This window comes from Streptomyces sp. NPDC087906 (assembly GCF_055584925.1).
On the sequence record NZ_JBVJLC010000003.1, the window covers coordinates 322,526 to 347,680 of the forward strand.

At 73.0% G+C, this 25,155-nt stretch carries 21 protein-coding genes; 7 read left to right on the top strand and 14 right to left on the bottom strand.

Annotated elements, in window-relative coordinates:
* Positions 1–42: 42 nt before the first annotated feature.
* Complete coding sequence (locus tag ACZ63I_RS10920) at positions 43–1,044, bottom strand: hydroxyacid dehydrogenase (protein WP_469337497.1); 1,002 nt, start codon at positions 1,042–1,044, stop codon at positions 43–45.
* A 332-nt stretch (positions 1,045–1,376) separates the two neighbouring features.
* Between ACZ63I_RS10920 and ACZ63I_RS10925 the strand changes: the two genes are divergently transcribed.
* Both ACZ63I_RS10925 and ACZ63I_RS10930 read left to right on the top strand, forming a co-directional pair.
* Positions 1,377–2,276 (top strand): RNA polymerase sigma factor SigF, encoded by a 900-nt coding sequence (locus ACZ63I_RS10925; RefSeq protein WP_469337499.1) that lies wholly within the window; start codon positions 1,377–1,379, stop codon positions 2,274–2,276.
* 96 nt (positions 2,277–2,372) lie between these two features.
* Positions 2,373–2,678: a hypothetical protein gene (locus tag ACZ63I_RS10930; protein WP_469337501.1), complete on the top strand. Its 306-nt coding sequence runs from the start codon at positions 2,373–2,375 to the stop codon at positions 2,676–2,678.
* Positions 2,679–2,759: 81 nt separating this feature from the next.
* Here the strand turns inward: ACZ63I_RS10930 and ACZ63I_RS10935 are convergent, their stop codons facing one another.
* The 3 genes from ACZ63I_RS10935 to ACZ63I_RS10945 all read right to left on the bottom strand — a co-directional run bounded on the left by ACZ63I_RS10935 (position 2,760) and on the right by ACZ63I_RS10945 (position 8,613).
* On the bottom strand, positions 2,760–5,786 hold the full coding sequence (locus ACZ63I_RS10935) for an alpha-mannosidase (protein WP_469337502.1): 3,027 nt from the start codon (positions 5,784–5,786) through the stop codon (positions 2,760–2,762).
* A 185-nt stretch (positions 5,787–5,971) separates the two neighbouring features.
* Positions 5,972–8,095, bottom strand: a complete 2,124-nt coding sequence (locus ACZ63I_RS10940; RefSeq protein WP_469337505.1) for a phage holin family protein — start codon at positions 8,093–8,095, stop codon at positions 5,972–5,974.
* A gap of 113 nt (positions 8,096–8,208) precedes the next feature.
* Positions 8,209–8,613, bottom strand: coding sequence for a hypothetical protein (locus ACZ63I_RS10945; RefSeq protein WP_469337506.1), 405 nt, complete (start codon positions 8,611–8,613; stop codon positions 8,209–8,211).
* 208 nt (positions 8,614–8,821) lie between these two features.
* On the opposite strand from ACZ63I_RS10945, the gene ACZ63I_RS10950 reads away from it, so the two are divergent.
* Positions 8,822–9,613, top strand: coding sequence for an MBL fold metallo-hydrolase (locus ACZ63I_RS10950; protein WP_469337508.1), 792 nt, complete (start codon positions 8,822–8,824; stop codon positions 9,611–9,613).
* 11 nt (positions 9,614–9,624) lie between these two features.
* The gene (locus ACZ63I_RS10955) at positions 9,625–10,284 is read left to right on the top strand and encodes a DedA family protein (protein ID WP_469338327.1); all 660 of its coding nucleotides are present in this window, start codon (positions 9,625–9,627) and stop codon (positions 10,282–10,284) included.
* On the opposite strand, the gene ACZ63I_RS10960 is transcribed toward ACZ63I_RS10955, so the two are convergent.
* Together ACZ63I_RS10960 and ACZ63I_RS10965 are read right to left on the bottom strand one after the other, a co-directional pair.
* Complete coding sequence (locus ACZ63I_RS10960; protein ID WP_469337509.1) at positions 10,264–11,295, bottom strand: MBL fold metallo-hydrolase; 1,032 nt, start codon at positions 11,293–11,295, stop codon at positions 10,264–10,266. The two genes, ACZ63I_RS10955 and ACZ63I_RS10960, sit on opposite strands and share 21 nt — an antisense overlap.
* A gap of 28 nt (positions 11,296–11,323) precedes the next feature.
* Positions 11,324–12,556 carry an aminotransferase class I/II-fold pyridoxal phosphate-dependent enzyme gene (locus ACZ63I_RS10965; protein WP_469337511.1) on the bottom strand — a complete coding sequence of 411 codons (1,233 nt, stop codon included), beginning with the start codon at positions 12,554–12,556 and terminating at the stop codon, positions 11,324–11,326.
* Positions 12,557–12,705: 149 nt separating this feature from the next.
* Between ACZ63I_RS10965 and ACZ63I_RS10970 the strand changes: the two genes are divergently transcribed.
* The 3 genes from ACZ63I_RS10970 to ACZ63I_RS10980 all read left to right on the top strand — a co-directional run bounded on the left by ACZ63I_RS10970 (position 12,706) and on the right by ACZ63I_RS10980 (position 15,536).
* Positions 12,706–14,214 (top strand): phosphatase PAP2 family protein, encoded by a 1,509-nt coding sequence (locus tag ACZ63I_RS10970; protein ID WP_469337513.1) that lies wholly within the window; start codon positions 12,706–12,708, stop codon positions 14,212–14,214.
* Positions 14,215–14,345: 131 nt separating this feature from the next.
* Positions 14,346–15,155: a methyltransferase domain-containing protein gene (locus ACZ63I_RS10975; protein ID WP_469337515.1), complete on the top strand. Its 810-nt coding sequence runs from the start codon at positions 14,346–14,348 to the stop codon at positions 15,153–15,155.
* Positions 15,156–15,179: 24 nt separating this feature from the next.
* The gene (locus tag ACZ63I_RS10980; RefSeq protein WP_469337517.1) at positions 15,180–15,536 is read left to right on the top strand and encodes a VOC family protein; all 357 of its coding nucleotides are present in this window, start codon (positions 15,180–15,182) and stop codon (positions 15,534–15,536) included.
* Positions 15,537–15,548: 12 nt separating this feature from the next.
* On the opposite strand, the gene ACZ63I_RS10985 is transcribed toward ACZ63I_RS10980, so the two are convergent.
* The 8 genes from ACZ63I_RS10985 to ACZ63I_RS11020 form a co-directional block, all read right to left on the bottom strand.
* Positions 15,549–17,519, bottom strand: coding sequence for a DUF5107 domain-containing protein (locus tag ACZ63I_RS10985; protein WP_469337519.1), 1,971 nt, complete (start codon positions 17,517–17,519; stop codon positions 15,549–15,551).
* Between the two features lie 123 nt (positions 17,520–17,642).
* Complete coding sequence (locus ACZ63I_RS10990) at positions 17,643–18,545, bottom strand: arginase family protein (RefSeq protein ID WP_469337520.1); 903 nt, start codon at positions 18,543–18,545, stop codon at positions 17,643–17,645.
* Positions 18,546–18,577: 32 nt separating this feature from the next.
* Positions 18,578–19,132, bottom strand: coding sequence for a GNAT family N-acetyltransferase (locus ACZ63I_RS10995; RefSeq protein WP_469337522.1), 555 nt, complete (start codon positions 19,130–19,132; stop codon positions 18,578–18,580).
* 41 nt (positions 19,133–19,173) lie between these two features.
* On the bottom strand, positions 19,174–20,106 hold the full coding sequence (locus ACZ63I_RS11000) for a S66 peptidase family protein (protein ID WP_469337524.1): 933 nt from the start codon (positions 20,104–20,106) through the stop codon (positions 19,174–19,176).
* Complete coding sequence (locus ACZ63I_RS11005; protein WP_469337526.1) at positions 20,103–22,121, bottom strand: LpqB family beta-propeller domain-containing protein; 2,019 nt, start codon at positions 22,119–22,121, stop codon at positions 20,103–20,105. Before ACZ63I_RS11005 ends, ACZ63I_RS11000 begins: the two co-directional genes overlap by 4 nt.
* Before the next feature lie 13 nt (positions 22,122–22,134).
* Entirely contained in the window at positions 22,135–23,454 is a 1,320-nt protein-coding gene (locus ACZ63I_RS11010; protein ID WP_469337528.1) for a M20/M25/M40 family metallo-hydrolase, read from the bottom strand.
* Positions 23,447–24,280, bottom strand: coding sequence for a M55 family metallopeptidase (locus tag ACZ63I_RS11015; protein WP_469337529.1), 834 nt, complete (start codon positions 24,278–24,280; stop codon positions 23,447–23,449). Before ACZ63I_RS11015 ends, ACZ63I_RS11010 begins: the two co-directional genes overlap by 8 nt.
* 117 nt (positions 24,281–24,397) lie before the next feature.
* The gene (locus ACZ63I_RS11020; RefSeq protein WP_469337531.1) at positions 24,398–25,117 is read right to left on the bottom strand and encodes a class I SAM-dependent methyltransferase; all 720 of its coding nucleotides are present in this window, start codon (positions 25,115–25,117) and stop codon (positions 24,398–24,400) included.
* Positions 25,118–25,155 lie beyond the last annotated feature (38 nt).

Consider the following 25,155-nt stretch of genomic DNA (forward strand, 5'->3'; position numbering starts at 1 on the left):
TGACGGCCTATCGCCGCCGTCGGCCGTCCGCGCGTCCTGGGGTCAGGCCAGCCGGGGCAGATCGGCCTTGCCCAGGCCGCCCTGGAGCGGCTGTCCCGCGAGGTACCGCTCCACCTCGCCGACCGCGTACGCGCCGAGCCTGCGCACCTCGCTGCCCTGCGCTCCGGCGATGTGCGGGGTCACCAGCACATTGGGGAGGGTCAGGAGCGGGTGTCCGGCCGGGAGCGGTTCCGGGTGGGTGACGTCGAGGTAGGCGTCGAGCCGTCCGGTCGCGCATTCGCGGGCCAGCGCCTCGTTGTCGACGAGCGCGCCGCGCGCGGTGTTCACGACGCTGCCGCCGTCCGGTATCAGCGCCAGCATCTCGGCGCTCACCATCCCCTCGGTCTCGGGGAGTTGCGGCGCGTGCACGCTGACGACGCCGGACCTGCGGCACAGCTCGGCCAGGTCGACCCGCTCCACGCCGAGTGCGGCGGCTTCCTCGTCGGTGACGTACGGGTCGGTGAGCAGCAGCCGGTACCCGGCGTCCGAGGCACGCAGCGCGGCGATGACGCGGCGGCCGATCCGGGAGGCGCCGACGATGCCCACGGTCCTGCCGTCGGCGCCTGCCCGCTCCTGGGTCCCCGGCCAGCCGCTCCCGTACCGCGCCGCCGCGTTGAGGGTCCGCTTCGCGCCGAAGGTGATCGCGGCGAGGGTGAAGGCCACGACGGGGCCCGCGTTGGCGTCCGCCGCCGACGAGACGACGATGCCGCGCTCCCAGAGGGCGTCGCTGACCACCGGCTTGACGCTGCCCGCCGCGTGCACGACGGCCCGCAGCCGGGGGGCGAGCGCGAGGAGTTCGGCGGTGAGCCGGGGGCAGCCCCAGCCGCTGAGCAGGATCTCGGTCTCGGCGAGCGTGCCGCGTACCGCGGGGTCCGCGGGCGGTCCTGTCAGCGACGTGGGGGCCAACCGCACACGGCGCGCGAGCCGTTCACGCAGGTCCGCCGGGAACACCAGGTCGGCCACTGCCGGGTCGACGGCGAGGGCCGCGATCGGTCGATCGGTCACGTACCGGTCCTTCTTTCGGGGATCTCGGGCAGTCGGGGACGGGTTTTCGGGATCTCAGGAAAATTCGTCCGGCCCCAATAAATCCAATGGATTGCCTCACGTCAACGTAACGACGGCCACATCCCTTCGCCTGCACGGCCGTTGTACGGGGGCTGCCTGCGGAAACCCGCCCCGGCGATCAGTTGACGTCAGCCCCAGATGGCAGGTAAGTACTTTTCCCCACAAGGGATAACAGGAATGCGAGCTGCCGAATCGCGCATCCGCGGTGAATGAGGGGGTGCGCAGCGGGCAGAAGGGCTCTGGACGATCCGCTTGCTCGGGAGGGTGATGTCATGACGACCAGCACTGTGCACGCTGCCAGAACGGAGCAGGCGGAAGGTGCCGTGGCGTCGGAGTCGGGGCCGGTGGAAGCGGCGGACGCACTGCCGCAGATCGACGACCCGGGCAAGATCGCCCCGAGGGACGCGCGTGCGCTGTCGAAGCTGTTCTTCGACCAGCTCCAGGTGCTGGAGGAGGGTACGCCCGAGTACCAGTACGCCAGGAACACGCTGATCGAGATGAACCAGTCCCTGGTCCGCTTCGCCGCGAGCCGGTTCCGCAACCGGGGCGGCGGCGAGATGGAGGACATCCTCCAGGTCGGCACCATTGGCCTGATCAAGGCCATCGACCGGTTCGACCTGGCGCGCGAGGTCGAGTTCACCTCCTTCGCCGTCCCGTACATCGTCGGTGAGATCAAGCGCTTCTTCCGGGACACCAGTTGGGCCGTGCATGTGCCGCGCCGGCTCCAGGAGCTTCGGGTCGAGCTGGCCAAGGCCAAGGAACTCCTCGCCACCCAGTTGGACCGGGACCCCACCGTCGCCGAACTCGCCGCGATGCTCGACATCGACGAGAGCGATGTCGTGGAGGGCCTGGTCGCGACCAACGGCTACACGGCGGGTTCGCTCGACATGCCGACCGGTGACGAGGGCAAGACCGGCGCCAACAACCGGACGTTCGCCGACATCCTGGGCGAGCCCGACCCCGCCATGGAGAAGGTCGAGAACCTGCACGCCCTGGCCCCGCTCCTGGAGCAGCTCGACCCGCGCGAGCACCAGATCCTGGAGATGCGGTTCGGCCGGGAGATGACCCAGTCCCAGATCGGCGCCGAGCTGGGCGTCTCGCAGATGCATGTGTCCCGGCTGCTGAACCGCATCATCGCGCGGCTGCGCGAGGGGATGCTCGTCGAGGAGTAAGCGCCTCCGCCCGGCTCTCCCCCGGCCTACGACCCGGATTGTCAGACCCTTCGTCCAGACTTGAGGGTCCGACAGATTCATGGGGAGGAAGCCGGAATGACCCGTACGTCCAGCACGACCCACGCGTCCGACGAGCGCACAGCGGCCAGGGCCTACCTCAGGCTCCTGGCCGCTGTGCGTGCGGTCCTCGACGACCCCGCCCGTACGTCCCTGGCGGCCCCGCTGCTCGCTGCCCCGATCGCCGAGGCCGACGAGGCGCTGGGCGCGGCGGGGCTGGCGGGGAACGAGCGGGAGTTCCTTCATCTCGTCGCCCATCAGGCCCTGGGCGAGAGCCCGGGGCCGGTTACCGAGGACGACGCAGGACCCGACAGCCCCGGCGGGCCGGGCGGCCAGGTCCGCTGACCCCGGCCGCCGGCCCTCCCGGCACCGTCAGACCGCGTCAGACCCGCGTCAGGCGCGGATCAGACGCGGGCCAGATGCGGATCAGACCCGGGTCAGCCGCAGCGTGATCAGCTCGAACGGCCGCAGGGACAGGGCCACTGCCCCGTTGTCCAGCTCCGGCCGCGGTACGTCGGCCAGCGGCCGCTCCAGCAGGTCGGTCACGGCGATCCCGCCGACCGCCAGGTCCACGCCGACCCTGGCCTTGGCCCGGCCGCCGTGCGACTCGTAGAGCCGTACGACCAGGTCGCCGCTCTCGTCGTCGGCCAGCTTCACCGCGCTGACCACGACGGCGTCGTTGTCGACGGTCACCAGCGGGGCCACCTCACCGGTGCCGGTGACCCGGCGCTCCGGCAGGTTGATCAGATAGCCCTCCCTGACGGCGTCGCCGACGGCCGCGCCGGGCACGAGCGCGTGCCGGAAGGTGTGCACCCCCTGGTCGGTCTGCGGGTCGGGGTAGCGGGGCGCGCGCAGCAGTGAGACCCGGACGGTGGTGGTCGTGCCCGCGTCGGCGGCGCGGACCGTACGGGTCACGTCGTGGCCGTACGTCGAGTCGTTGACGAGCGCGACGCCCCAGCCGGGCTCCTCCAGGTGGACGAAGCGGTGGTTGCAGGCCTCGAACTTGGCCGCCTCCCAACTGGTGTTGGTGTGGGTGGCGCGGTACACATGGCCGAACTGGGTCTCCGACGCGTACCGCTCGGCGTGCACGTCCAGCGGGAAGGCAGCCTTGAGGAACTTCTCCGTCTCGTGCCAGTCCACCTCCGTGTCGATGTCGAGCCGCTTGGCCCCCGGTGCGAGGGTGAGGCGCTGCGTCACGGTGGAGGCGCCGAAGGTGCGTACGATCCGGACGGCCGAGTCCCCTTCGAGCGGGGTGAGTTCGTCCAGCTCCGTCAGATCGGTGACGGTGTTGCGGTAGAACGAGTCGACGTCCCAGGCGTCCCACTGGTTGGGGAAGTCGGGGTGGATCTGCAGCAGGTTGGCCGCCTCGCCCGGCGCGACGCTCTCCCGCTCGGCGGCGATGTCGTAGACCGACACCACAAGACCCCGGCCGTCGATCTCGACCCGCAGCAGCCCGTTGTCCAGCACCTGGCCGCCGCCCTCGCGGGCGCGCAGCTCGGTGGCGCCGGTCACCGTGGCCGGCCCCGCGCCGCCTGCCGCGACGCCGGCCCTGGCGTGCGGGGCGGCGTTGAACAGCAGGGTCGATCCGCCGGACTCCTCGCCCGCGAGCGCGCGCTGCGCCGATTCGACGATGCCGGTCAGCTCGGCGGCGACGGCGTCGTACGTCTTACGGGCCTCGCGGTGCACCCAGGCGATGGACGAGCCGGGCAGGATGTCGTGGAACTGGTGCAGCAGGACCGTCTTCCAGATCCGGTCCAACCGCTCGTACGGATAGCTCGCGCCGGTCCGTACGGCGGCGGTCGCCGCCCACAGCTCGGCCTCGCGCAGCAGGTGCTCGCTGCGCCGGTTGCCCTGCTTGGTCTTGGCCTGGCTGGTGAGCGTGGCCCGGTGCAGTTCGAGGTACAGCTCACCGACCCACACCGGCGGGTTCGCGTACTCCGCCTCGGCCTTGGCGAAGAAGTCGGCCGGGGTCTCCCACTCGACCGTGGCGGAGCCTTCGAGACTGCGCAGCCTGGCGGCCTTGGCGACCATCTCGCGGGTTGTGCCGCCGCCGCCGTCGCCGAAGCCGGTGGGCGCGAGGGAGCGCCTGGCGACGCCCTTCTCCTTGAAGTTGCGGGCGGCGTGGGCGATCTGCGCGCCGTCCATGACAACGTTGTACGAATCGATCGGCGGGAAGTGGGTGAAGATCCGGGTGCCGTCGATGCCCTCCCAGTTGAAGGTGTGGTGCGGGAATTCGTTGATCTTGCTCCAGGAGATCTTCTGGGTGAGCAGCCACTTGGACCCGGCGGCCTTGATGATCTGCGGCAGCCCGGCGGCGAAGCCGAAGGTGTCGGGCAGCCACGCCTCGTCGTTCTCGATGCCGAACTCGTCGAGGAAGAAGCGCTTGCCGTGCACGAACTGCCTGGCCATCGCCTCGGAGCCGGGCATGTTGGTGTCCGACTCGACCCACATGCCGCCGGACGGCACGAACCGGCCCTCGGCGACGGCCTTCTTGACCTTCGCGTAGACCTCGGGGCGGTGCTCCTTGATCCAGGCGAACTGCTGCGCCTGGGACATCGCGAAGACGAAGTCGGGCTCGTCCTCCAGCAGGGCTGTCATGTTGGCGGTGGTGCGGGCGACCTTGCGGACCGTCTCGCGCAGCGGCCACAGCCAGGCGGAGTCGATGTGCGCGTGGCCGACGGCGCTGATGCGGTGCGCCGTCTCCTGCGCGGGGGTGGCGAGTACACCGGCGAGCCGGCCGCGGGCGGCCTCGGCCGTGCCGTTCACGTCCTGGAGGTCGAGCGCGTCGAGCGCGTCGCTGACGGCGCGCAGGATCTCCCACCTGCGGCCGGTGTCGAGGGGGAGCTGCGCCATCAGCTCGCCGAGCACTTCAAGGTCCTGGATCAGGTGCCAGACGGACTCGTCGAGGACGGAGAGTTCCATCCGGCCCAGCGTGTACTGCGGTTCGCTGCCGGCCGTCTCGATGTCGCCGAGCGGTGTCGGTTCGAAGGGGTTGCCACCGGAGTGCACGTTGGGGTTCGAAGCGGCTTCGACGTGCAGCAGCACCTCTTCGCCGCCGGCCGCCGGAGCGCCGATACGCACCCACTGGTTGCGGGGGTTGAGGCCCTTCACGGGGCTGCCGTCGGGGCGGTAGACGAGCCCTTCGCACTGGAATCCCGGGCTGGTCTCGTTGAAGCCGATGTCCAGGACGGCTTCGACGGTGCGGCCCGCCCACTCCTGGGGGACGGTGCCCGACACCCGGAACCAACTGGTGCCCCACGGGGCGCCCCAGCGGTCGCCGGTGGCGATGGGTTCGGTCGGCCCCGCCAGCCCTTCGTCCACCGGTACGGGCTCACCGGGCGCGGTCCAGACTTCGACGTCCAGCGGTATCGACTCGGGGTAGACGGCTGGCCTGATGCGCTCCTGGAGGACGCGCTTGAGGCGAGCTTCGACCAGGCTGCGGTCGTCGTGCATGAGGGAGAGCTCCTGAATGACGGAAGTATGCGGGTTTCCGGCCGGTGCTGGTGGCGTCGGAGACGATGTACATCCTTCTCCGACCCTACGCACTCCGAAACACGCCGTGCCACACCTCGCGCCGTTTTGGCACCTCAGCTAACAAAACAAGCGCGGCTCGTCCCGCGCGGCACCCGCGGGTGCCGTCAGGCCGACTCCGCCGCCTCCTGCGGCACCTCGCGCACCAGCGGCCTGATCGCGGGTCCCAACGGCACCTGCGGGCCGCCGCCTTCGCGCAGCCAGCGTCTGAGCACCAGATGGACCCGCTCCGCGCCGACGAGTTCCGTGCCGTCCGGCACGGGCGCCGAGAGCACCAGCGGTGACAGCAGGAACGCCGTCGACTGCTGTCCGCCGAGCCCGCCGTGCGAACCGATCTGCTCCTCGAAGGCGTGCACCCGTCCGGTCGCCGGGTCGTACATCGAGTTGACCATGATGTCGGCGACATGCGGGAAGCCGTCCGTGCGCCGCACGGCGTCGGCGGCGCCGCGCCCCATCGCGGCGAGCGGCCCCTCGTGGTCGCGCAGTTCGGCGACGGGTATCTCGACGCCCTGCGGGCCGAGCACGAGCGAACCGTGCTCCTCGCTGCGCACCAGCAGGAAGCCGATCCCCGGATGGCTGGCGAGGGTGCGCAGCAGCGCGGGGTGGCGCCGGTCCAGCTCCTCGCGGCTGATCCGGCCGGGCACGTCGGGAAACGAGATCAGGGCCAGATTCCCGGAGGCCAGCACGATCGGCTCCGAGTCGGGCTCCGGGCGCTGCTCGCCCACCTCGTCCAGCTCGCCCTCGCGCAGCGGCCGGTGGAGCGCGGTGCGCACCGCGCGCCGGGCCGCGTACCTGGCTTCGGCGCCGCTCCTGGTGCGCTCGGCCTTGCGGGAGACGGGCAGCCCGCAGCCCGCCCTGACCAGGTCCTTGAGGGTGAGGCCGTAGACCCCCTCGAAGGTCTCCCCCGGGCTCTGGCCGTGGTCGGACAGCAGCACGATCCGGTATGTACGCGGGGTGTACTCGGCGACCTTGGCCATCAGGCCGACCGAGCGGTCCAGCCGGGCCAGCACCCGCATCGCGTCCCGGCTGTGCGGTCCCGAGTGGTGGGCCACCTCGTCGTACGCGACGAGGTCCGCGTAGACGGCGGCGCGGCCGGCCAGCATGTCGCCCACGACGGCGGCGACCACCACGTCCCGTTCGAGGACGGTGGCGAAGGCCCTGATGAACGGGTACAGCCCGCCCCTGCCGACCCGGGGCCGGTCGCCGCGGAGCCGCGCCCGGGTGGACTGGCCTATCTCGCGGCCGACTTCGGCGACGAAGGAGACCGCCGTGCGGACCGCGTTGGCCGGGTCGGAGAAGTACGCGAAGTAACCGTCGCGCGAGCGGTTGGACTTGCCGCGCCGGGCCGCCATGGACAGCACCAGCGCGAGCTGGTCGGCGCCGCCGCTGAAGAGATTGCCCCGGCTGGCGCCGTCGAGGGTGAGCAGCCCGCCGTCGCCGGTCCGCTCGATGGCGCGGCGCTGCAACTCGGCCGCGCTGGCGGGGCGGTTGCTGACCATGATCTGGCCGGTGTCCTTCTCGTACCAGCGGAAGGCCGGGGCGTCGTGGTTGGAGCCGTGCAGGATGCCGAGCTGGCTGGCGCCCGTCTGGCTCGACCAGTCGGTGCGCCAGGGCGTCAGCCGGTGGGTGGGCCGCTCGCCGAGCCAGCGCGCCACCTGCGGCATGCTCCCGTTCGCCACCGCGTCCAGCAGCACCTGGTGCCCCACGCCGTCGAGTTGGAGGAAGACCGTGCCGGGAGGACCGCCGTGGCCGCCGTCCTCACCGCTGCGGCGGCGCCGCCGGTCGGCGAGCCGGGAGAGCCTGCGCCGGTACGCCCCGTCGTCGCCGACGGCGAGCGCGGTGGAGGTCGCCGAGGCGACGGCGGACATCACGGCGGCGACCACGATCGCGTTCTCCGGGTTGGCGGCTCCCCTGCCGTCGGGGATGAGCCGCAGCGCTATCAGCAGCAGTGAGCCGTTGAGGAAGAAGACCAGCAGCCCCAGCACGAGCGCGGGCACCAGCAGCAGCGCCCTGACCAGCAGCGGCCAGACCAGCGCGCTGAGCAGGCCGAACGCGCCGGCGCCCCAGCCGGCTGTGACGGCGGTCCTGGTGGCGCTGTCGCCGTCGTCGGACTGGAGCTGGAAGTCGGGCAGGATCCCGGCCAGCGCCAGCATCGTCAGTGTGGACACCGCCCACACCACGACCACGCGCAGCAGGGCCTTGCCCGCTGTCCGCCACCGCCCTCGGAGCACCGCTCTGCCACCTCACGTCCGGGCCCGCACGGGGTGTCCGGGCACGGCACAAGACTGACACAACGGACTGACACCCAGGACTGCGCGCCGGTCCGCCCGCCCGCGCCCCGGGTTCAGCGGCCGGTGAAGCTCCCCGCGGGCAGCGTGAGTCTGCGGTGCACCTCGGCCTTCATCCCCGCGTCGTAAGACGGCTCGTCCAGGCTGACGGTCTCCAGCGTCACGCCTCTGCGCTCGCACTCGGCGGCGAAGGCGGCGGGCGAGGTGAAGGCCCGGTCGAGCACCCGGTGGTTGGGGGCGACGAAGACGTCGACGAACCCCTCGTCGACGTCGACCCACAGTCCCCGGTGGTCGGGCCGGAGCCGGTAGGCGGTCAACTGCCGGGTGATGACATAGCCCTTGTCCTCGGCCCACCGGGCGCACATCGCGTGCTGGCCGTGGGTGTCCACGAGGAAGGGATCGGTGTCCAGCTCCTCCAGCGGGGTCAGGCTGGCGATCGCCGCCACTCGCACGTCGCCCATGTCCGTTCCGTCCCCCCGGCAGTCACCTACGACCTGGTGCGCCGACCCTACTCCGCCGATACCTCTGTGAGGGAGGCGTGAACCAGGCACCGCGGGCGCATTTCCGGTACGCACGCGGCTGCGCGGGGAGCGCCGGCCGCGGCGGTCCCCGTACCCTGACGGCCTGGCCGCGCGAAGGCGGCCCCTGGGAACGGAGCTGAGGTCGAGGGTGGGAACTGTCATCACCTGGTGGGGTCATGCCACCTGCACGGTCGAGGACTCCGGGGTCCGGGTGCTGACCGATCCGCTGTTCGTCCAGCGGCTGGCGCATCTGCGCAGGCGCCGGGGCCCGCTGCCCTCGCCCGACGCGCTGGTCGCCGACGCCGTGCTCGTCTCCCATCTGCACTCCGACCATCTGCATGTGCGCTCGCTCTCGCGCCTGACGCCCGGCACCCGGCTGATCGTCCCGAAGGACGCCGCGCGCTCGGTGCCCGCGCTGCGCAGGCTCGACGCGCGCCGCAACCCGGCGGGACTGCGGATCACCGAGGTCGAGGCGGGGGACGAGGTCGAACTCGGCGCGCTGCGGGTACGGGTGGTGCCCGCGCGCCACGACGGCAGGCGGCTGCCGGTGGGACCGCAGCGCTCCCCCGCGCTCGGCTATGTGATCAGCGGGGAGACCCGCACGTACTTCGCCGGTGACACGGGGCTCTTCGACGGGATGGCCGACGCCGTGGGACCGGTCGACGTGGCCCTGCTGCCGGTCGGCGGCTGGGGGCCGCACCTCGGTCCCGAGCATCTGGACGCGGCGCGCGCCGCGCAGGCGCTGGCCCAGCTCGCACCGGCCGCCGCGGTGCCGGTGCACTACGGCACGTACTGGCCGATCGGGATGGACGGGATCAGGCCGCACGAGTTCTACACGCCGGGCGACGAGTTCGTACGGCGTGCGGCGCGGGTGGCGCCGGACGTGACCGTGCATCTGCTGCGGCACGGCGAGAGCATGCGGCCGGAGGTCGCGCGGTGATCGACCAGCTCATGTCGCAGCTTCCGGCGGAGTCCACCCAGCAGGCGGTCGGCTATCCGTCGGTGTTCCTGCTCGTGACGCTCGGGGCGCTGGTGCCCGTGGTGCCGACCGGGGCCGTGGTGAGTTCGGCGGCCGTGGTGGCGTTCCATCAGACGGCGCCGCTGTCGATGCTGTACATATTCCTGGTCTCCGCCTTCGCCGCCTTCCTCGGCGACATGGCGCTGTACTGGCTCGGGCGGCGCGGGGTGGGTTCGAAGAACGGCTCCCGGTGGCTGGCGAAGATCAGGGAGCACGCCCCGCCCGACCGGTTGGAGCAGGCGCAGGCCAAGCTCCAGGAGCACGGTGTGGCGGTGCTGGTGCTGTCCCGTCTGGTGCCGGCCGGACGGATTCCGGTGATGCTGGCCTGCCTGCTGGCGAAGTGGCCGATGCGCAGGTTCGCGCGGGGCGACGTGCCGGCCTGTCTGGCCTGGGCGGCGACGTACCAGCTCATCGGGATCCTGGGCGGTTCGCTCTTCCCCGAGCCCTGGCAGGGCGTGGTGACGGCCGTGGTGCTGACGGTCGTGGTCAGTACCGCGCCCGCGCTGTGGCGCAAGCTGCGCGGTCCCTCCGGGGAGGCGGGGGGCGCGGAAGGGCCCGAAGGTCCCGCCGGATCAGGGAGCCAGCAGGCGTGAGGCGCCGACGGGGAGGTCCCAGAGCTGCTCGCGCGGCCGGCCCGTGCGCTCCCAGGCGGCTCTGACCCGGGTGAGCGGTTCGAGCACCGGCTCGGCGGAGAGGACGAACGTCGCCCAGTGCATGGGCGCCATGTTCCGGGCGCCGAGGTCGTCGCACGCCTGGACGGCTTCCTCCGGGTCGGTGTGCACGTCGCTGAGCCACCAGCGCGGCGCGTAGGCGCCGATCGGCAGCAGCGCCAGGTCGAGGTCGGGGTGGCGGGCGCCGATCTCCTTGAACCAGTGGCCGTAGCCGGTGTCCCCGGCGAAGTAGACCCGCCTGCCGTGCGGGTCGCCGATCACCCAGCCGCCCCACAGGGTGCGGCAGGTGTCGGTGAGGGACCGCTTGGACCAGTGGTGGGCCGGTACGAAGTCGAAGCGGACGCTGCCGCCGTCGGCAGCGGGCAGCTCGGCCGACTCCCACCAGTCGAGTTCGGTGACCCGGGTGAACCGGCGGCGCCTGCACCAGCGGGCGAGCCCCGCGGGCACGAACAGCGGGGTGTCGCGCGGCAGCCGTTTGAGGGTCGGCGCGTCGAGGTGGTCGTAGTGGTTGTGGCTGATGACGACGGCGTCGACGGCGGGCAGATCGTCCCAGGGGATCCCGACGGGCGTGATCCTGGCGGGTGTTCCGAAGATACGGCGGGACCATACGGGGTCGGTGAGGACGGTGAGTCCGCCGACCCTGATCACCCAACTGGCGTGCCCCGCCCAGGTGACGGCGACCGCCGTGGTGTCCACGACGGGCAACGGGCCCGGCGCGTACGGCAGTCGCGGGATGTCGCGTAGCCCGTCGGCGCCCGGTCTGACCGCGCCCTCCCTGGCGAGTCTCGCCATGCCGAGGACACCGGGGAGCGGTGCGGTCAGCCGGTCGGCGAACGACCGCGGCCACAGCCGGTGTTCACCGACCGGGCGCGGCGGGGCGCCGGTGAGGCCGGTGCGGTCCGGCAGACCGGTCTGTTCGCCCTGTTCCGTCATCGCAGGCTCCGTTCAACGGTTCGTCGGGTCAGCGCAGTTCGTCGAAGGCGGCGCCGAGTTCGGCCAGCGCGTGTGCGGTGTACGGCAGTTCGAGTGGAGCCGCCGCGGTGAGGGACTCCAGCCGCTGCTCCGGGGTTGCCCCGAGCAGCGGCCCCGTGGACAGCCGTACCCGCAGCGCGCCGAGTTCGTCGCCGAAGCGGTGGCCGCCGGGTACGGGGGTCCCGAGCCGGCGGCTCAGGTGGTTCTCCAGTTCCATGGAGTCGGCCACACCGAGCGCCGCCAGGCGGTCGCGCAGCGGTCCGAGGTCGGCGTAGAGGTGCCGGCCGGCGCGCGGCGGCCGGGCGAGCGCGCCGGAGACGAGCACCGCGTGGTGCGCGGCGACCGCGGCCTGCCCGTACAGCGCGGCCGCCGCCCGCGCCCTGGCCCGTACCGGCTCGGGCTCGTCGAGCGCGTACGCCGCCGCTGCCGCGACGGGCCCGGCGACCGGCGCACCGAGGGCGGTGAGGATGTCGACGGTCACGGCGCGCAGCGCGGCGCCCGCGGCCGTCGCCGGGAAGCGGGCGACGGCGGCGGGCCAGGCGGCGGGGGTGAGCGCGCCCGCCGTGTCGCAGATGACGGTGACGTCGTCGGGGAACATCTCGGCCGGACTGGGCAGGACCGTACCGGCGGACGCGCCCGGCGTCCCCGGTTCGTGCAGGGTGTCGCGCCAGGTCTCGTCGCTGACGATCCGCAGTCCCTCCCCGATCGCCGCCTCGCACGCCTCGCGGACGAGTTCCGGCGGCGCGACCGTGCCGGTCGGGTCGTCGGCGGGACACAGCAGCAGCACCCCGGGGCTGCCGCCCTCGGCGCGCACCCGGCGGACCGTCTCCAGCAGCGCGTACGGGTCGGGCACTCCCCCGCACTCGGCCGGGATCGGCACGTGATAGGCGGCCCGGCCGACGATCCGCGCCTGCGGGGTCCACCAGGCGGGGCAGGGGCGCGGCAGCAGGATGTCGCCGCCGTGCGCGGCGAGCAGCGCGAGCAGCAGCGGCCGGCCGCCGGACGCCGCGGCGACCTCGTCGGGATCGCACGGCAGCCCGCGCCGCGACCAGTAACCGCTCGCCGCCGCGCGCAGCGGCCGGCCGCCGCCGGGCGGCTCGGGCTCGGGGCGCCCGGCCGCCGCCTGGCAGACGGCGACCAGCTCGGCGGGGGCGGGCAGCCCGGCGTCGGGGGCGGCGGGCCCGAACCGTACGGGCCCGCGGCCCAGCACCGTCCGCCGCATGCCGCCACCTCCCAGGTGAAGTCTCGTGCCCTTTATATTCAGTTTTGCGGGGTTTGGCACTCCGTGCTTCCAGGTCCCGGCGCCGCCCGGGTGCCCGGTCGGTGTACGGCCGCTGCGTGCGGCGCCCACCTGCGGGGTACGCGCGATGCATGTCTGACACCTCTGCCGCGTACCACCAGGCGAGTCCGGAAACCCGGTCCCGGGTCGCCGCCATCCTCGACAACTGGGACACGCGGCTCTTCCGCTCCGTCGCCGACCGGCACTGGCCGGGGGCGGAACCCGTGCTGCCGCGGCTCACCCGCACCGCCAACCACGGGGTGCTCTGGCTCGGCGTCGCCGCCGGGATCGTCGCGGCCGGGCGCGGGGCGCGGTCGCGCCGGGCGGCGCTGCGCGGCATGGCCTCGCTGGGGCTCGCTTCGGCGGCCATCAACACCGTGGGCAAGCGGGCCGTGCGCAGGCCGCGGCCGGTGCTGGACGTCGTACCGGTGATACGGCAGCTCAAGCGGCAGCCGATCACCACGTCGTTCCCTTCCGGGCACGCGGCGTCGGCCGCCGCCTTCGCGACGGGCGTCGCCCTGGAGTCCAAGGGCTGGGGGGCCGTCGTGGCGCCGCTGGCCGCCTCCGTCGCCCTGTCCCGGGTCTACACCGGCGTCCACTACCCGAGCGATGTGGCGGTGGGCGCCGCGCTCGGGGTCGGGGCCGCCTTCGCGGTGCGCGGGCTCGTACCGACCCGCGCGCAGATGCCGTCGCCGGGCCGCCCCTACGCCGAGGCCCCCGCGCTGCCGGGCGGCGAGGGCCTGGTGGTCGTGGTGAACCGGGCGTCAGGGTCGTCCGGTCTCGCCACACTGGTGACCGACGCGCTGCCCCGCGCCGAGGTCGTGGAGTGCGAGCCGCAGGAGGTGCCCGGCGCGCTGGAGAAGGCGGCGGAGCGCTGCCGGGCGCTCGGCGTACTCGGCGGCGACGGGACGATCAACCGGGCGGCCGTCGTGGCCGTACGGCACGGCCTGCCGCTGGCGGTCTTCCCCGGCGGCACGTACAACCACTTCGCCTACGACCTGGGCATCGAGGATGTCCATGACACCGTCAGGGCGCTGTCGGCGGGCGACGCGGTACAGGTCGACCTGGGCCGGTTCAGTCCGGGGCTCGGCGGGGCGAAGTCGGGGTTCTTCCTCAACACCTTCAGCCTCGGGGTCTACCCGGAGCTGGTCAGGGAGCGGGAGCGCTGGGCGTCGCGGATCGGCGGCTGGCCCGCCGGGGTGCTGGCGGCGACGAAGGTGCTGCGCGGCGAGCACCCGCTGCACGCGGAGTTCGACGGCACGAAGCGCGCGCTGTGGCTGATGTTCGTGGGCAACGGCATGTACCGCCGGATGGGCCCGACGCCGGGGCACCGGCGCGATCTGGCGGACGGTCTGCTCGACGTACGGATCGTGCACGGCGGCCGGGTGCCGGGCGCACGGCTGCTCGCCGCCGTGCTGGCGGGTCCGCTCAGCCGCTCGCCGGTGCACGCCGCCGAGCGGATGCGCCGGGTCCGGATCACCGGTATCGCACCGGGGACCCCGCTCGCCTTCGACGGTGAAGTGGCGCCGTCGCCCGGGGAGTTGCTGATCGACAAGGTCAACGAGGCGCTGATGGTCTACCGGCCGCAGATCGTGCCCTGACCGCACGCGCCCAGCACCGCACCGCGTACAGCACCGCACCGCACCGCACTGACCACATGATGAGATCGGGGTCTCAGTATTCAGTATGGCGGCGTAGCGTGGCCTCATCACGCCACGAGAAGGAGTCGGCCATGCCGAAGGAGACCGCCGTCTACACGCACGGGCACCACGAGTCGGTGCTGCGCTCGCACACCTGGCGCACCGCCGCCAACTCGGCCGCGTATCTCGTGCCCGAACTCCGGCCGGGCCAGGACGTGCTGGACGTCGGCTGCGGTCCGGGCACGATCACGGCCGACCTGGCGGCGCTCGTCGCCCCCGGCACCGTGACGGCGGTCGACGCCGCAGAGGACGTCCTGGCGAAGGCCAGGGAAGCGGCGGAAGCGGCGGGCGCGGCCAACGTCCGCTTCGCGGTCGCCGATGTCCACGCACTGGACTTCCCCGACGACTCCTTCGACGTCGTCCACGCCCACCAGGTCCTGCAGCATGTCGGCGACCCGGTGCAGGCGCTGCGCGAGATGCGCCGGGTGTGCAGGCCCGGTGGGATCGTGGCGGCCCGCGACTCGGACTACGCCGCCTTCGCCTGGTTCCCGGAGGTCCCGGTGCTGGACGGCTGGCTCGACCTCTACCGCACGGTGGCCCGCGCCAACGGCGGCGAGCCGGACGCCGGGCGGCGGATCCTGTCCTGGGCCCGGCAGGCCGGCTTCACCGACATCACCCCGACCGCCGGGACCTGGTGTTTCGCCACCCCGGCCGACCGGGCCTGGTGGAGCGGGCTGTGGGCGGACCGCACGGTCGCCTCCGGCTACGCGGACATCGCGGTCAGCGGCGGGCACGCCACCCACGAGCGGCTGGCGGAGATCGCGGCGGCCTGGCGCGCGTGGGGCGCGCACGAGGACGGCTGGTTCATGACACCGCACGGCGAGATCCTCTGCCGGGCGTGAGCTACGCCAACTAATGTGATCGCCATGGAAATCCTGGGAACCACGCTGCGCATCTGCGTCGACGACCTGGAGACCTCGGTCGCGTTCTACGAACGGCTCACAGCGACACGCGCGCTGCGGTTCGAGCGCGATGGGGTCTCGGTCGCCGCCGTCTCCTGCTTCTTGCTCATGAGCGGCCCCGCCGAGGAGATCGACGTGCTGCGCAAAGTGACCGCCACGATCGCCGTGAAGGACCTGGACCACGCGTTCACCACCCTCACGGCGGTCGGCGCCAAGGTCCTCGTCGGACCGGTGCCGACCCCCGTGGGGCGCAATCTGATCGCCGTCCACCCGGACGGTTCGGTCTTCGAGTACGTGGACCGCAACGCGGCCGCGAACTGACCACCCGTCCGGTCAGTCCTGCGGGCGCATCCGGAACTCGTAGGCGTCGGGCAGCGGATCGTCGGTGAGCGCTGCCCACACCTCGCTCAGGGTCTCGGCGCCCTCCCGCAGGTCGGCCACCTCGAACCCCGCGTCGAACAGCGCACGCGCGGCGGCCTTGTCGCCCTCGGCGAGCAGCAGTTGGGCCTCGACGAAGCGGAAGGCGCCGCGCCGGCGCACCGCGGGCGGCAGCCGGTCGAAGACCCGGCGCGCCTCGGCCGTCCGGCCCACGGCCAGCAGCGCGGAAATCGCCTCGCGGCCGAGCGCCGCCGTCGCCGCCGTCCAGCCTGGGCCGTCGTCGCGGCGCTCCTCGCACAGGTCGTCGAACGCCTCCGCGTACTGGTCGGCGGCGCGACCCGTGTTGCCGCCCCGCTGGTCGGCGACGGCCAGGCAGCGCAGCAACGGCCAGCGGGAGGGGGCCAGTTTGAGGCCGCGCTCCCAACTCCGCACCGCCTGGGCGAGATCGCCGGCATGCCACTGCGCGACCCCGAGGTGGTACTCGGTGAGCGGCTCGGCGGGCGCCGTCTCCAGCATGTCGCGCCAGTGCGGGGCGACGAGCGTCGGGCCGGGCGGGGCCGCCCTGCGCTGCTCGGGCAGCGCCCCGCCCGCCAACAGCTCGGCCCACGGGGCCTGTTCGGCGCCGAGCGTCGACGGGTCGAAGGGCGTGCCGGGCAACTGACGGCCCGTCCGCAGCGTCTCCAGCGCGCCCCAGCCCGAGCCCGTCGCCAGCCGCTCGCCGGGTTCGGCGTCGGCGTACGGCAGCCAAGCCCGGTACGCCGCTTCGACGTCGGCGCGCGGGACGGCCGCTTCGAGCCGGGCCGCCACCTCGGCGCGTGCCGCGCCCCAGTCGGCGCCGTGGACGGTGTCCGGGTCCGCTTCGAGCGGCCCGTACACCTCCAGCCAGCTCAACTCGGCGCCGCCTTCGAGCCGTACATGCTCCAGTTGGGTGCGGGCGAGGCCCGCCTGGATCTCCGCGTAGCCGGTCGTGCCCGGCTCGGTGAGCCAGCGCTGCCAGCGCCGGCCGCCGGTGCCCGCGCCCCAGATGAACAGCTTCCTGCCGCGCAGCACATCGGTCGAGGTCTGGACGAGCCCCTGCCCCGCGCCGTCGAGGGAGGCGATCCACTTCCGCTCGTCGGCCGGCACCTCGTAGAAGTAGTCGGCGGGGAACTCGCCGCGCAGCGGGTACGTGCGGTCGGCGCCGCGGAACTCGGGTACGGGGACGCGGCGCAGGCTGCGTTCGTAGCCGAAGTGCCAGGCTTCGTCGGCGGGGGCGAGCACCCGGGTGTGCTCGTGCTCCTCGACGGCGATGTTGGACCACCAGTAGACCGGCGCCGGGCGTTCGTGCGGGTTGCGGATGCGGACGCCGACCCGGAGGAACTCGGCGTCGTCGGGGAGCCACAGGTCGACCTGGAACGGCAGGTCCCGCAGCCGCTCCCACTCCCAGAGCCGGAGCATCTGCCCGCCGTCGGGCGCGGGCACGACAGCGGCGTGCAGCGGGGCGCAGGAGAGCGTGGTGTGGCCGGTCGCGCCGATGTTCCATTCGATGCCGCCGGAGAACCAGGCGCCGTTCAGCGCGAAGCAGGCGGGTTGCAGCACCGGGTTGCGGTAGAGCAGTTCGCGGCCGGTCGGCTTGTGCAGCAGCGACTGGATCCGGCCGCCGAGCCCCGGCAGTACCGTCACCCGCAGGTGGTCGTTCTCGATGACGATCGTGTCGACGCCGGTGTCGGTGCGGTCGCGTCCGTAACCGTCCAGGATCCGGACGGGCAGCAGGGTGCGCAGCGGTTCGTAGCCGATCTGCCGGGCCATGTCGCGCGGCAGGTCCGCCTTGTCGCGCTCGTCGATCGTGTGCGCCTCGTCGAGGGGCCGCAGCGCGGGCAGCGGGTTCTCCGGCCCGACGGGGGCGGCGGGCAGGGTCAGTACGGCACGTCGCACGGTCGTGGCCATGGCAGCCTCGCTTTCGGTCCGCGGGCGGCCGGCGGCTTCGTCGGCCGGTGGCCCGTCGACCATGGAACACGTTGATCGCCGCACTGACCAGGGGCCCCAGAGGTTTGAACCGCCGGACCGCCGTCAGTCCTTGTCGTCGGCGAAGGCTCCCACGATGACATCGGTGAACATCGCGCCCACGCTGCCGTCCGGGTCGAGGTCCGGGTCGTAGATGGTCACGTTCAGCCCGACGCAGCGCTCGGAGCGCACCAGGGTGCGCAGCAGCACGGCGAGTTCGTCCGGCAGGAGGCCGCCCGGGTCGGGGGCGTCGACCGCCGGCATCACCTGCGGGTCGAGGACGTCGGCGTCGAGATGCACCCAGAATCCGTCGGTGGCGGGGGTCTCCAGGGTCCGCAGAACGCCGGCGGCCATCTCGGCCGTGCCCCATTCGCGCATCTCCCCCACGGAGACGGTCGGGATCCGCAGCCGGGCCAGTTCGGCCCGGTCCGTGTCCTCGTCCCTGATGCCGAGCAGCCGTACGTCCTCGTCGCGCAGATAGGGGCGCAGCCCCTCCAGGTCGGCGAGGTCGTCCTGACCGCGTCCGGTGGAGATGGCCAGCTCCTCACCGCCCGCCGCGCCGACCGCTGTCGAGTTGCCCAGGTGCCGGAAGTCGGCGGAGCCGTCGATGGCGGCCAGGCCGTAGCGGCCGATCCTGCGCAGCGCGAGCGAGGCGCCGAGCTGGATGGAGCAGTCGCCGCCGAGGACCACCGGGAAGTCGCCGCTTCTGACGTGGCGCTCGATCCGGTCGGCGAGCCGGCGGGTGTACGCGGCGATGGCGGCGGCGTTGAAGACCCCGTCGCCCTCCTGCCAGTCGCCGCGGTCGTAGCGCGGCGGGACGACGACACCGCCCTCGAAGGCGCCGAGCCGCTGGACGATGCGCTGCTCGCGCAGGGCTCCCGCCAGCTTGTAGCAGCCGGGCACCGTCCCGGGCGCCGGCGGGCGAAGCCCCAGGTTGGAGGGTGCGTCGATCACTACGAGAGGAGCCATACCGATCATTCTCGCAAGGGGCGGTCCGTCCCTCAAGCGGATTGCGGGCCGGCGGTGACCGCCCAGCGCTCGTGGTCGCGCCAGGCGCCGTCGATGTACAGGAAGTCGGGCGAGAAGCCCTCCAGGCGGAATCCCGCGCGCCGGACGAGCGCGACGGAACGGGTGTTCGCCGGCTGGATGTTGGCTTCGAGGCGGTGCAGTCCGAGCGGGCCGAAGGCGTGCTCCTTCACCAGGGCCAGCCCTTCCGACATCAGCCCCTGGCCCGCCGCGTGCGCGAACGCGCCGTAGCCGATGGCGCCGCTGCGGAAGGCTCCTCTGACGATGTTGTTCACGTTCACGTACCCGGCGATCCGGCCGTCGGCGCGGGAGCAGACGAGATAGCCGGCGGCGCCGGACGTGCCGGACCGGTCGGTGAACCGGCTCACGTACGCGGCGAAGGCTTCCACGTCGTCCGGCGGGAAGAGCCAGGGGTGGTGCAGCGCCTTGCTCTCGCGGGCGAGCGCGGTGAACTCCTCGGCGTCCTCGGGCCGGTACGGACGGATGACCGCGCGCGGACCCGCGCCGGGCGGGGTGGTGGTTTCGGGCATCCGGCCACCCTAACCAACTCCCCGCCTCATCGGTCCGCAGGTCAGACCAGCGCGGGGACGTCCAGGGTGAGGGTGGCGCTGTCCGCGTCGAGGACGCCGGAGACGCCCAGCGGCACCGTCAGATTCGTCGCGCCGTGGCCGAAGCCCAGCTCCTCGACGACCGGCACGCCGAGGCCGCCGAGCCGGTCCAGGAGCAGCGCGCGGACCTCCTCGTACGGGCCGCACTGCGCCCAGGAGCCGAGGCCGATGCCCGCGACACCGTCCAGCCAGCCCGAGCGGAGCAGTTGGGTGAGGATCCGGTCGATCCGGTACGGCTCCTCGCCGACGTCCTCGATCAGCAGCAGCCCGCCCGCCGCGCCGCCCCGCGCGTGCGGGGTGCCCAGGTCGGCGGCGAGCAGGCTGACGCAGCCGCCGAGCGTGACACCGGCCGCCCGGCCGGGGACGAGTCCGCGGGCCGTCGCCAGACCCAGGGTCCGTACCGACTCGGGTTCGAACAGCGTGGCGCGCAGCGACTCCTGGGTCGCGGCGTCCTTGAGGAAGGTCACGGCCGCCGTCATCGGACCGTGCAGGGTGACCAGCCCGAGCCGGGCGGCGAACGCCTCGTGCAGCGCGGTGATGTCGCTGTAGCCGACGAAGACCTTGGGGCCGGCGGCCCGCATGGCGGACCAGTCGAGCAACTCGGCCATGCGCTGCGCCCCGTAGCCGCCGCGGGCGCAGAACACGGCGGAGACGGCCGGGTCGCACCACGCCTCGGTCAGATCGCGGGCGCGGTCCTGGTCGGTGCCCGCGAGATAGCCGAACCGGGGGTGGGTGTCGAGGACATGGGGCGCGACGACCGGGTCGAGGTCCCAGCCGCGCAGGATGTCCAGGCCGCTCTGCAGCCGCTCCTCCGGCAGCGGCCCGCTGGGCGCCACGACGGCGACCTTGTCGCCGGCGCGCAGCCGGGCCGGTCTGGTCAGGGCTGTGACGGTCACTTGCGCAGCTCCAGTCGCGGGACGTCGGGGCGATCGAAGCCGAACGTCTGCGCGTACAGGGACAGTTCGGCTTCGAGCGAGCGGATCAGGGTGTCCCGCATCCGGAAGCCGTGGCCCTCGCCCTCGAAGGCGATGTACGCGTGCGGTACGCCTTTGCCCTCGATCGCCGCGAGGAAGCGGTCGCACTGGACGGGCGGGCAGATCACGTCGTCCAGCCCCTGGAGCAGCAGGAACGGCGCGCTGACCCGGTCCACGAGATGGACCGGCGAGCGGTCGCGGTAGCGGTCGGGGACCTCGGCGAGCGGTCCGATCAGGGACTCCAGATAGTGCGACTCGAAGTCGTGCGTCCCATCGGCGGCCCAGTCGGCGAGGTCGAGGATGGGGTAGAGGATCGTGCCGCACGCGTACACGTCGCTGGTCGTGAGGGACGCGGCTGTCGTCCAGCCGCCGGCGCTGCCGCCGCGTACGGCGAGCCTGGCCGGGTCGGCGCTGCCCTCGGCGGCCAGCGCCTCGGCGACGGCGGCGCAGTCCTCGACGTCCACGACGCCCCACTGCTCGCGCAGCCGCTCGCGGTACTCCCGCCCGTAGCCGGTGGAGCCGCCGTAGTTGACCTCGGCGACGCCGATGCCGCGCGAGGTGAAGTAGGCGATCTCCAGGTCGAGGACGAGCGGGGTGCGGCTGGTGGGGCCGCCGTGCGCCCACATCACGAACGGCGGCAGCTCACCGTCGGGCGCGGTGTGGGTGGGGCTGTGCGGCAGGTGCACATGGGCGTGGATCTCCCGGCCGCCGGGCCCGGTGAAGACCCGCGACTCGGGCCGGGAGTAGTACGCGGGGTCGACGGGGTCGTGGTGCGGTGCGCCGATCACCCGGGAGCGGCCGGTGAGCGTGTCGAGTTCCACGATCTCGAAGCCGGTGCGGGCCCCGGCGGCGACGCCGATCACCCTGCTGTCCTGGACCGCGAGGGTGGAGGCCCACTCCGTCCAGGGGCCGACGGCGTCGACCAGTTCGCCGCTCTCCGGGTCGAGGATGCCCAGCGCGTTGGCTCCGGTGCCGTGGATGACGGCGATCAGGCCGTTGCGCAGCGGGTGGAACCACTGGAGGCCGATCTTCCACAGCGGTCCGCCGAACTCCTCGGCGCCGCTGGGGGACAGGACCGTGGCGGCGAGCGGCCCGGACCCTGCGGCGGCTGGTGCGGCCAGGGCGTCGGGGCGGATGCGCTGGAGCTGCCACCAGTTGTCGGGGTCGGAGACGAACAGCAGCGAGCCGTCCGGCGCCCAGTCCACCTGCGCGACCGACTCGCCGATGCCGCCGGCGACGGACCTGACAGCGGTGAAGGGACCGCTCTCGCCGACCTCGCCGAGCATCACCTCCGTACCGTCCCAGGGCATCCTGGGGTGGTCCCAGGCGAGCCAGGCGGCCCGCCGGCCGTCCGGGGACAGCCGCGGCCCGGTGACGAAGTGGTGCCGGTCGTCGGAGAGTTCACGCACGGCCGTGCGGTCGTCGGCCGCCGAGCCGTCGAGCGGTACGGCGGCGATCACCCGGCGTACGTCCGTGGGGAGTTCGCCGGTGAACTCCTCCAGCACGCACCAGACCTCGCCGCGCTCGGCCCTGAGCAGCGGGTCGACCCAGCGCAGCCCGTCGCCGGTCGGCGACAGCGGGGTGAGCGGCCGGGGCTCGGCGCCCGCCGCCGGCTCGTACACGTACAGCCGCTGGTCGGGGAAGTGCACGAAGACGACGAGCGGGCCGCCGTCGGGGCGCGCCTGCGCGGCCCAGGGGGCGCCGCCGTACTCGATGACCCGGCTGCGCACGTTCCACGGGGCCGGGAGCACCGGCTCCTCGTGTCCTTCGGCGGTCCGGCGCACCAGCGCGCGCCTGCCGCCCTCGGCGGGGCGTGGCTCGGTCCACCACACCTCGTCGCCCACCGCCCCGACGAATTCGGGTCGGCCGTCGTGCGAGGCGGCGAGTGCGGCGTCGATCGGCGAGGGCCACGTTCCGTAGGCGCCCGTGGTCAGCATGTGGCGGCTCTCCCTATGCGGTCTGCAGATAGTGGTCGAGGACCCGGACGCCGAAGTGCAGCGCCGAGACCGGTACCCGTTCGTCGACGCCGTGGAAGAGCGCCTGGTAGTCGAAGCCCGGTGGCAGCTTGAGCGGCGAGAAGCCGTAGCCGGTGATACCGAGCCGGGAGAACTGCTTGGCGTCCGTGCCGCCCGACATGCAGTACGGCACGGTGTGCGCGCCGGGGTCGAAGCGCTCGACGGCGGCGCGCAGCTTGCCGAACGTCGGTGAGTCGACCGGGGCCTGGAGCGCGATCTCCTTGTGGTGGAACTCCCACTCCACGTCGGGTCCGGTCAGCCGGTCCAGGGTGGCGCGGAACTCCTCCTCGCCGCCCGGCACCATCCGCCCGTCGACCAGCGCCGTCGCCTGCCCCGGGATGACGTTGACCTTGTAGCCGGCTTCGAGGACGGTCGGGTTGGCACTGTTGCGCACGGTCGGCTCGACGAGCGCCGCAGCCGGGCCGAGCTTGCCGAGCAGGCCGTCCGTGTCGAAGTCCGGCGCCTCGACGTCGGCCTCGATGCCGTGCAGCGCGGCGAGTTCCCGCAGGGCCGCCCGCACGGTCGGGGTGAGCCTGACCGGCCATTCGTACTCGCCGATCCTGGCGATGGCGGCGGCGAGCCTGCTGACCGCGTTGGCGCGGTTCACCTTCGAGCCGTGGCCCGCCTTGCCGTGCGCGGTGAGCTTCAGCCAGCCGGTGCCCCGCTCGCCCGCCGCGATCGGGTAGAGCGCCATGCCGGGGCCCGCGTGGAAGGTGAAGGCACCGGACTCGCTGATGCCTTCCGTGCAGCCCTCGAACAGCTCGGGGTGGTGGTCGGCGAGGAAGCCCGAACCGTCGACGGCGCTGGCCTCCTCGTCGGCGGTGTACGCGATGACGATGTCCCGGCGCGGCCTGATGCCGGCCCTGGCCCAGGCCCGGACGACGGCGAGGACCATCGCGTCCATGTTCTTCATGTCGACGGCGCCGCGCCCCCACACCACGCCGTCCTTGACCTCACCGGAGAAGGGGTGCACCGACCAGTCGGCGGGTTCGGCGGGGACGACGTCGAGATGGCCGTGGACGAGGAGGGCTTCGGCCGAGGGGTCGGTGCCCTCGATCCTGGCGACCACGTTGGTGCGCCCCGGGGTCCGTTCGAGAAGCGTGGGTTCGAGGCCGGCGCCCGCGAGGCGCTCGGCCACATATTCGGCCGCCGGGCGTTCCCGGCAGTCGCCGCTCCCTCGGTTGGTGGTGTCGATACGGATGAGCTCGGAGGTGAAGGTGACCACCTCGTCCAGCGCCGTCTGCATGTCAGCCATACTGCTCCTCCACCGCGGACGAGACGATCGTGGTGACCGCCTTGAACGTGCGAATGCCCTCATACATCGTCCCGCTCGTGTACGCGACACGCCGTTCGCCGCTGGGGGTCACCCCTGGGACGACGGTGGCGGCCGCCGCCAGATGCGCGGCGTCGAACTCCAGCTCCACGGTGAAGGTCTTGCCGGTCACCGGTTCATGACGCACGGCCAGCGCCGCCGCCTCCTTCGCGGCGGCGCGGATGTCGGCCGCCGTACGCGCCGGGGTGCGGCAGACGGCCGCGTAGCGCGAGACATGGTCCTTGACCGCGACGCTCCGGGCCAGCGGCGCGTACCCCGCGGCGTCCTCGCAGGTCAGGTCGTCGCCGGTGACGAGCACCACCGGGACGCCGTACTCGGCCACGACATGGGCGTTGAGCAGCCCCTCGCTGGCCCGGACGCCGTTGAGCCAGACGCCGGTGATGGAGTTGGCGAGGTACGTGTGAGCAAGGACACCTTCGGCGCCCGCGCCGGTGTGGTAGCCGACGAACGCGATCCCGTCCACGTCCCCGTGCTGGACGCCTTCGACCATGGACAGCGACTTGTGACGGCCCGTGAGCATCTGGACGCGGTCGTCGAGGCGCTCCAGGAGCAGATTGCGCATGCTCCAGTGCGCCTCGTTGACCAGCACCTCATCCGCGCCGCCGTCGAGGAAGCCGAGCGCTGCCGCGTTCACGTCCGAGGTGAACAAGGAGCGGCAGCGCTCCCACTGGGGTGTGCCGGGCAGGACGTCGGCCGGCCAGGTCACACCGGTCGCGCCCTCCATGTCGGCGCTGATGAGGATCTTCATGGCGGAAACCGTACGCGCCCCGGTGTGGCCGATCCAGCCCTGTGGAAAACTAACGGTGGTCTAGACCTCTATAACGACCCGCACGGCCCACGACCAGCGCGTTCACGAACCGCCGGGTCACTCGCGGGCCAGAACGAACCACCGGGCCGGCAGATCGATCCTGCTGCCGTCCGGCAGCCGCTCCGTCATCGGCAGCGCCGTGTCCCCGCTCGCCAGGATCCGCAGGCCCGCCGCGCGCAGCAGCTCCGGCACCTCCTCGTCGGCGGCGCCGGCCGGCTTGAGGCCGTGCTCGAAGACCCGGCGCAGCTTGGCGGGCGGTCCGCCCGGCGACTCGGCGGCGCCTTTCAGCACGCCCTGTGCGGCGGGGGTGAGTTCGACCACAAACGCGCGGCCCTTCGCGCCGAGCAGCAGCGCCACGGCCGCCGCGACGGCCGGCCGGTCCTGCGGCTCGCTCTGGTGGATCACGGCGCGCATGTAGACGTTCGTGTCACCGATGCGCTCCCCCAGTGCCCGGACCGCAGCGGCGTCGACCAGATCGAGCTGTTCGTACTCGGCGGCCTTCTCCGGGTCCGCGCGGCGGGCGTGTTCGACCGCCGCGTTCGACAGGTCGACCCCGATCGCGCGGGCGAAGCGGGTGGCGAGATAGCGCGTCTGGGTGCCGCTGCCGCAGCCGAGGTCGACCACGGGCAGCGCGGTGTCGGCGTGCGGCAGCAGCAGTTCGGTGTGCGGGACGGCGGAGAGGCCGGCTTCCGCGTCCCACATCGCCTCCCCCGGCGCGTCCGAGGTCGTCCGCCAGAAACCTTCCCATGACTCCCGGTAGCGCTCCGAGACGTCCATACGGCCTCCCCATGTCTGGTTGTGAGGCACCGGACTAC

Coding starts and splice junctions, on each gene's coding strand:
- ACZ63I_RS10930 (WP_469337501.1), top strand. CDS start 2,373: ATGACCCGTACGTCCAGCACGACCCACGCGTCCGACGAGCGCACAGCG.
- ACZ63I_RS11015 (WP_469337529.1), bottom strand. CDS start 24,280: ATGAAGATCCTCATCAGCGCCGACATGGAGGGCGCGACCGGTGTGACC.
- ACZ63I_RS10965 (WP_469337511.1), bottom strand. CDS start 12,556: ATGCGGCGGACGGTGCTGGGCCGCGGGCCCGTACGGTTCGGGCCCGCC.
- ACZ63I_RS10970 (WP_469337513.1), top strand. CDS start 12,706: ATGTCTGACACCTCTGCCGCGTACCACCAGGCGAGTCCGGAAACCCGG.
- ACZ63I_RS10955 (WP_469338327.1), top strand. CDS start 9,625: ATGTCGCAGCTTCCGGCGGAGTCCACCCAGCAGGCGGTCGGCTATCCG.
- ACZ63I_RS10990 (WP_469337520.1), bottom strand. CDS start 18,545: ATGGCTCCTCTCGTAGTGATCGACGCACCCTCCAACCTGGGGCTTCGC.
- ACZ63I_RS10980 (WP_469337517.1), top strand. CDS start 15,180: ATGGAAATCCTGGGAACCACGCTGCGCATCTGCGTCGACGACCTGGAG.
- ACZ63I_RS10960 (WP_469337509.1), bottom strand. CDS start 11,295: ATGACGGAACAGGGCGAACAGACCGGTCTGCCGGACCGCACCGGCCTC.
- ACZ63I_RS10985 (WP_469337519.1), bottom strand. CDS start 17,519: ATGGCCACGACCGTGCGACGTGCCGTACTGACCCTGCCCGCCGCCCCC.
- ACZ63I_RS10925 (WP_469337499.1), top strand. CDS start 1,377: ATGACGACCAGCACTGTGCACGCTGCCAGAACGGAGCAGGCGGAAGGT.
- ACZ63I_RS10945 (WP_469337506.1), bottom strand. CDS start 8,613: ATGGGCGACGTGCGAGTGGCGGCGATCGCCAGCCTGACCCCGCTGGAG.
- ACZ63I_RS10935 (WP_469337502.1), bottom strand. CDS start 5,786: ATGCACGACGACCGCAGCCTGGTCGAAGCTCGCCTCAAGCGCGTCCTC.
- ACZ63I_RS11010 (WP_469337528.1), bottom strand. CDS start 23,454: ATGGCTGACATGCAGACGGCGCTGGACGAGGTGGTCACCTTCACCTCC.
- ACZ63I_RS10995 (WP_469337522.1), bottom strand. CDS start 19,132: ATGCCCGAAACCACCACCCCGCCCGGCGCGGGTCCGCGCGCGGTCATC.
- ACZ63I_RS11005 (WP_469337526.1), bottom strand. CDS start 22,121: ATGCTGACCACGGGCGCCTACGGAACGTGGCCCTCGCCGATCGACGCC.
- ACZ63I_RS10975 (WP_469337515.1), top strand. CDS start 14,346: ATGCCGAAGGAGACCGCCGTCTACACGCACGGGCACCACGAGTCGGTG.
- ACZ63I_RS11020 (WP_469337531.1), bottom strand. CDS start 25,117: ATGGACGTCTCGGAGCGCTACCGGGAGTCATGGGAAGGTTTCTGGCGG.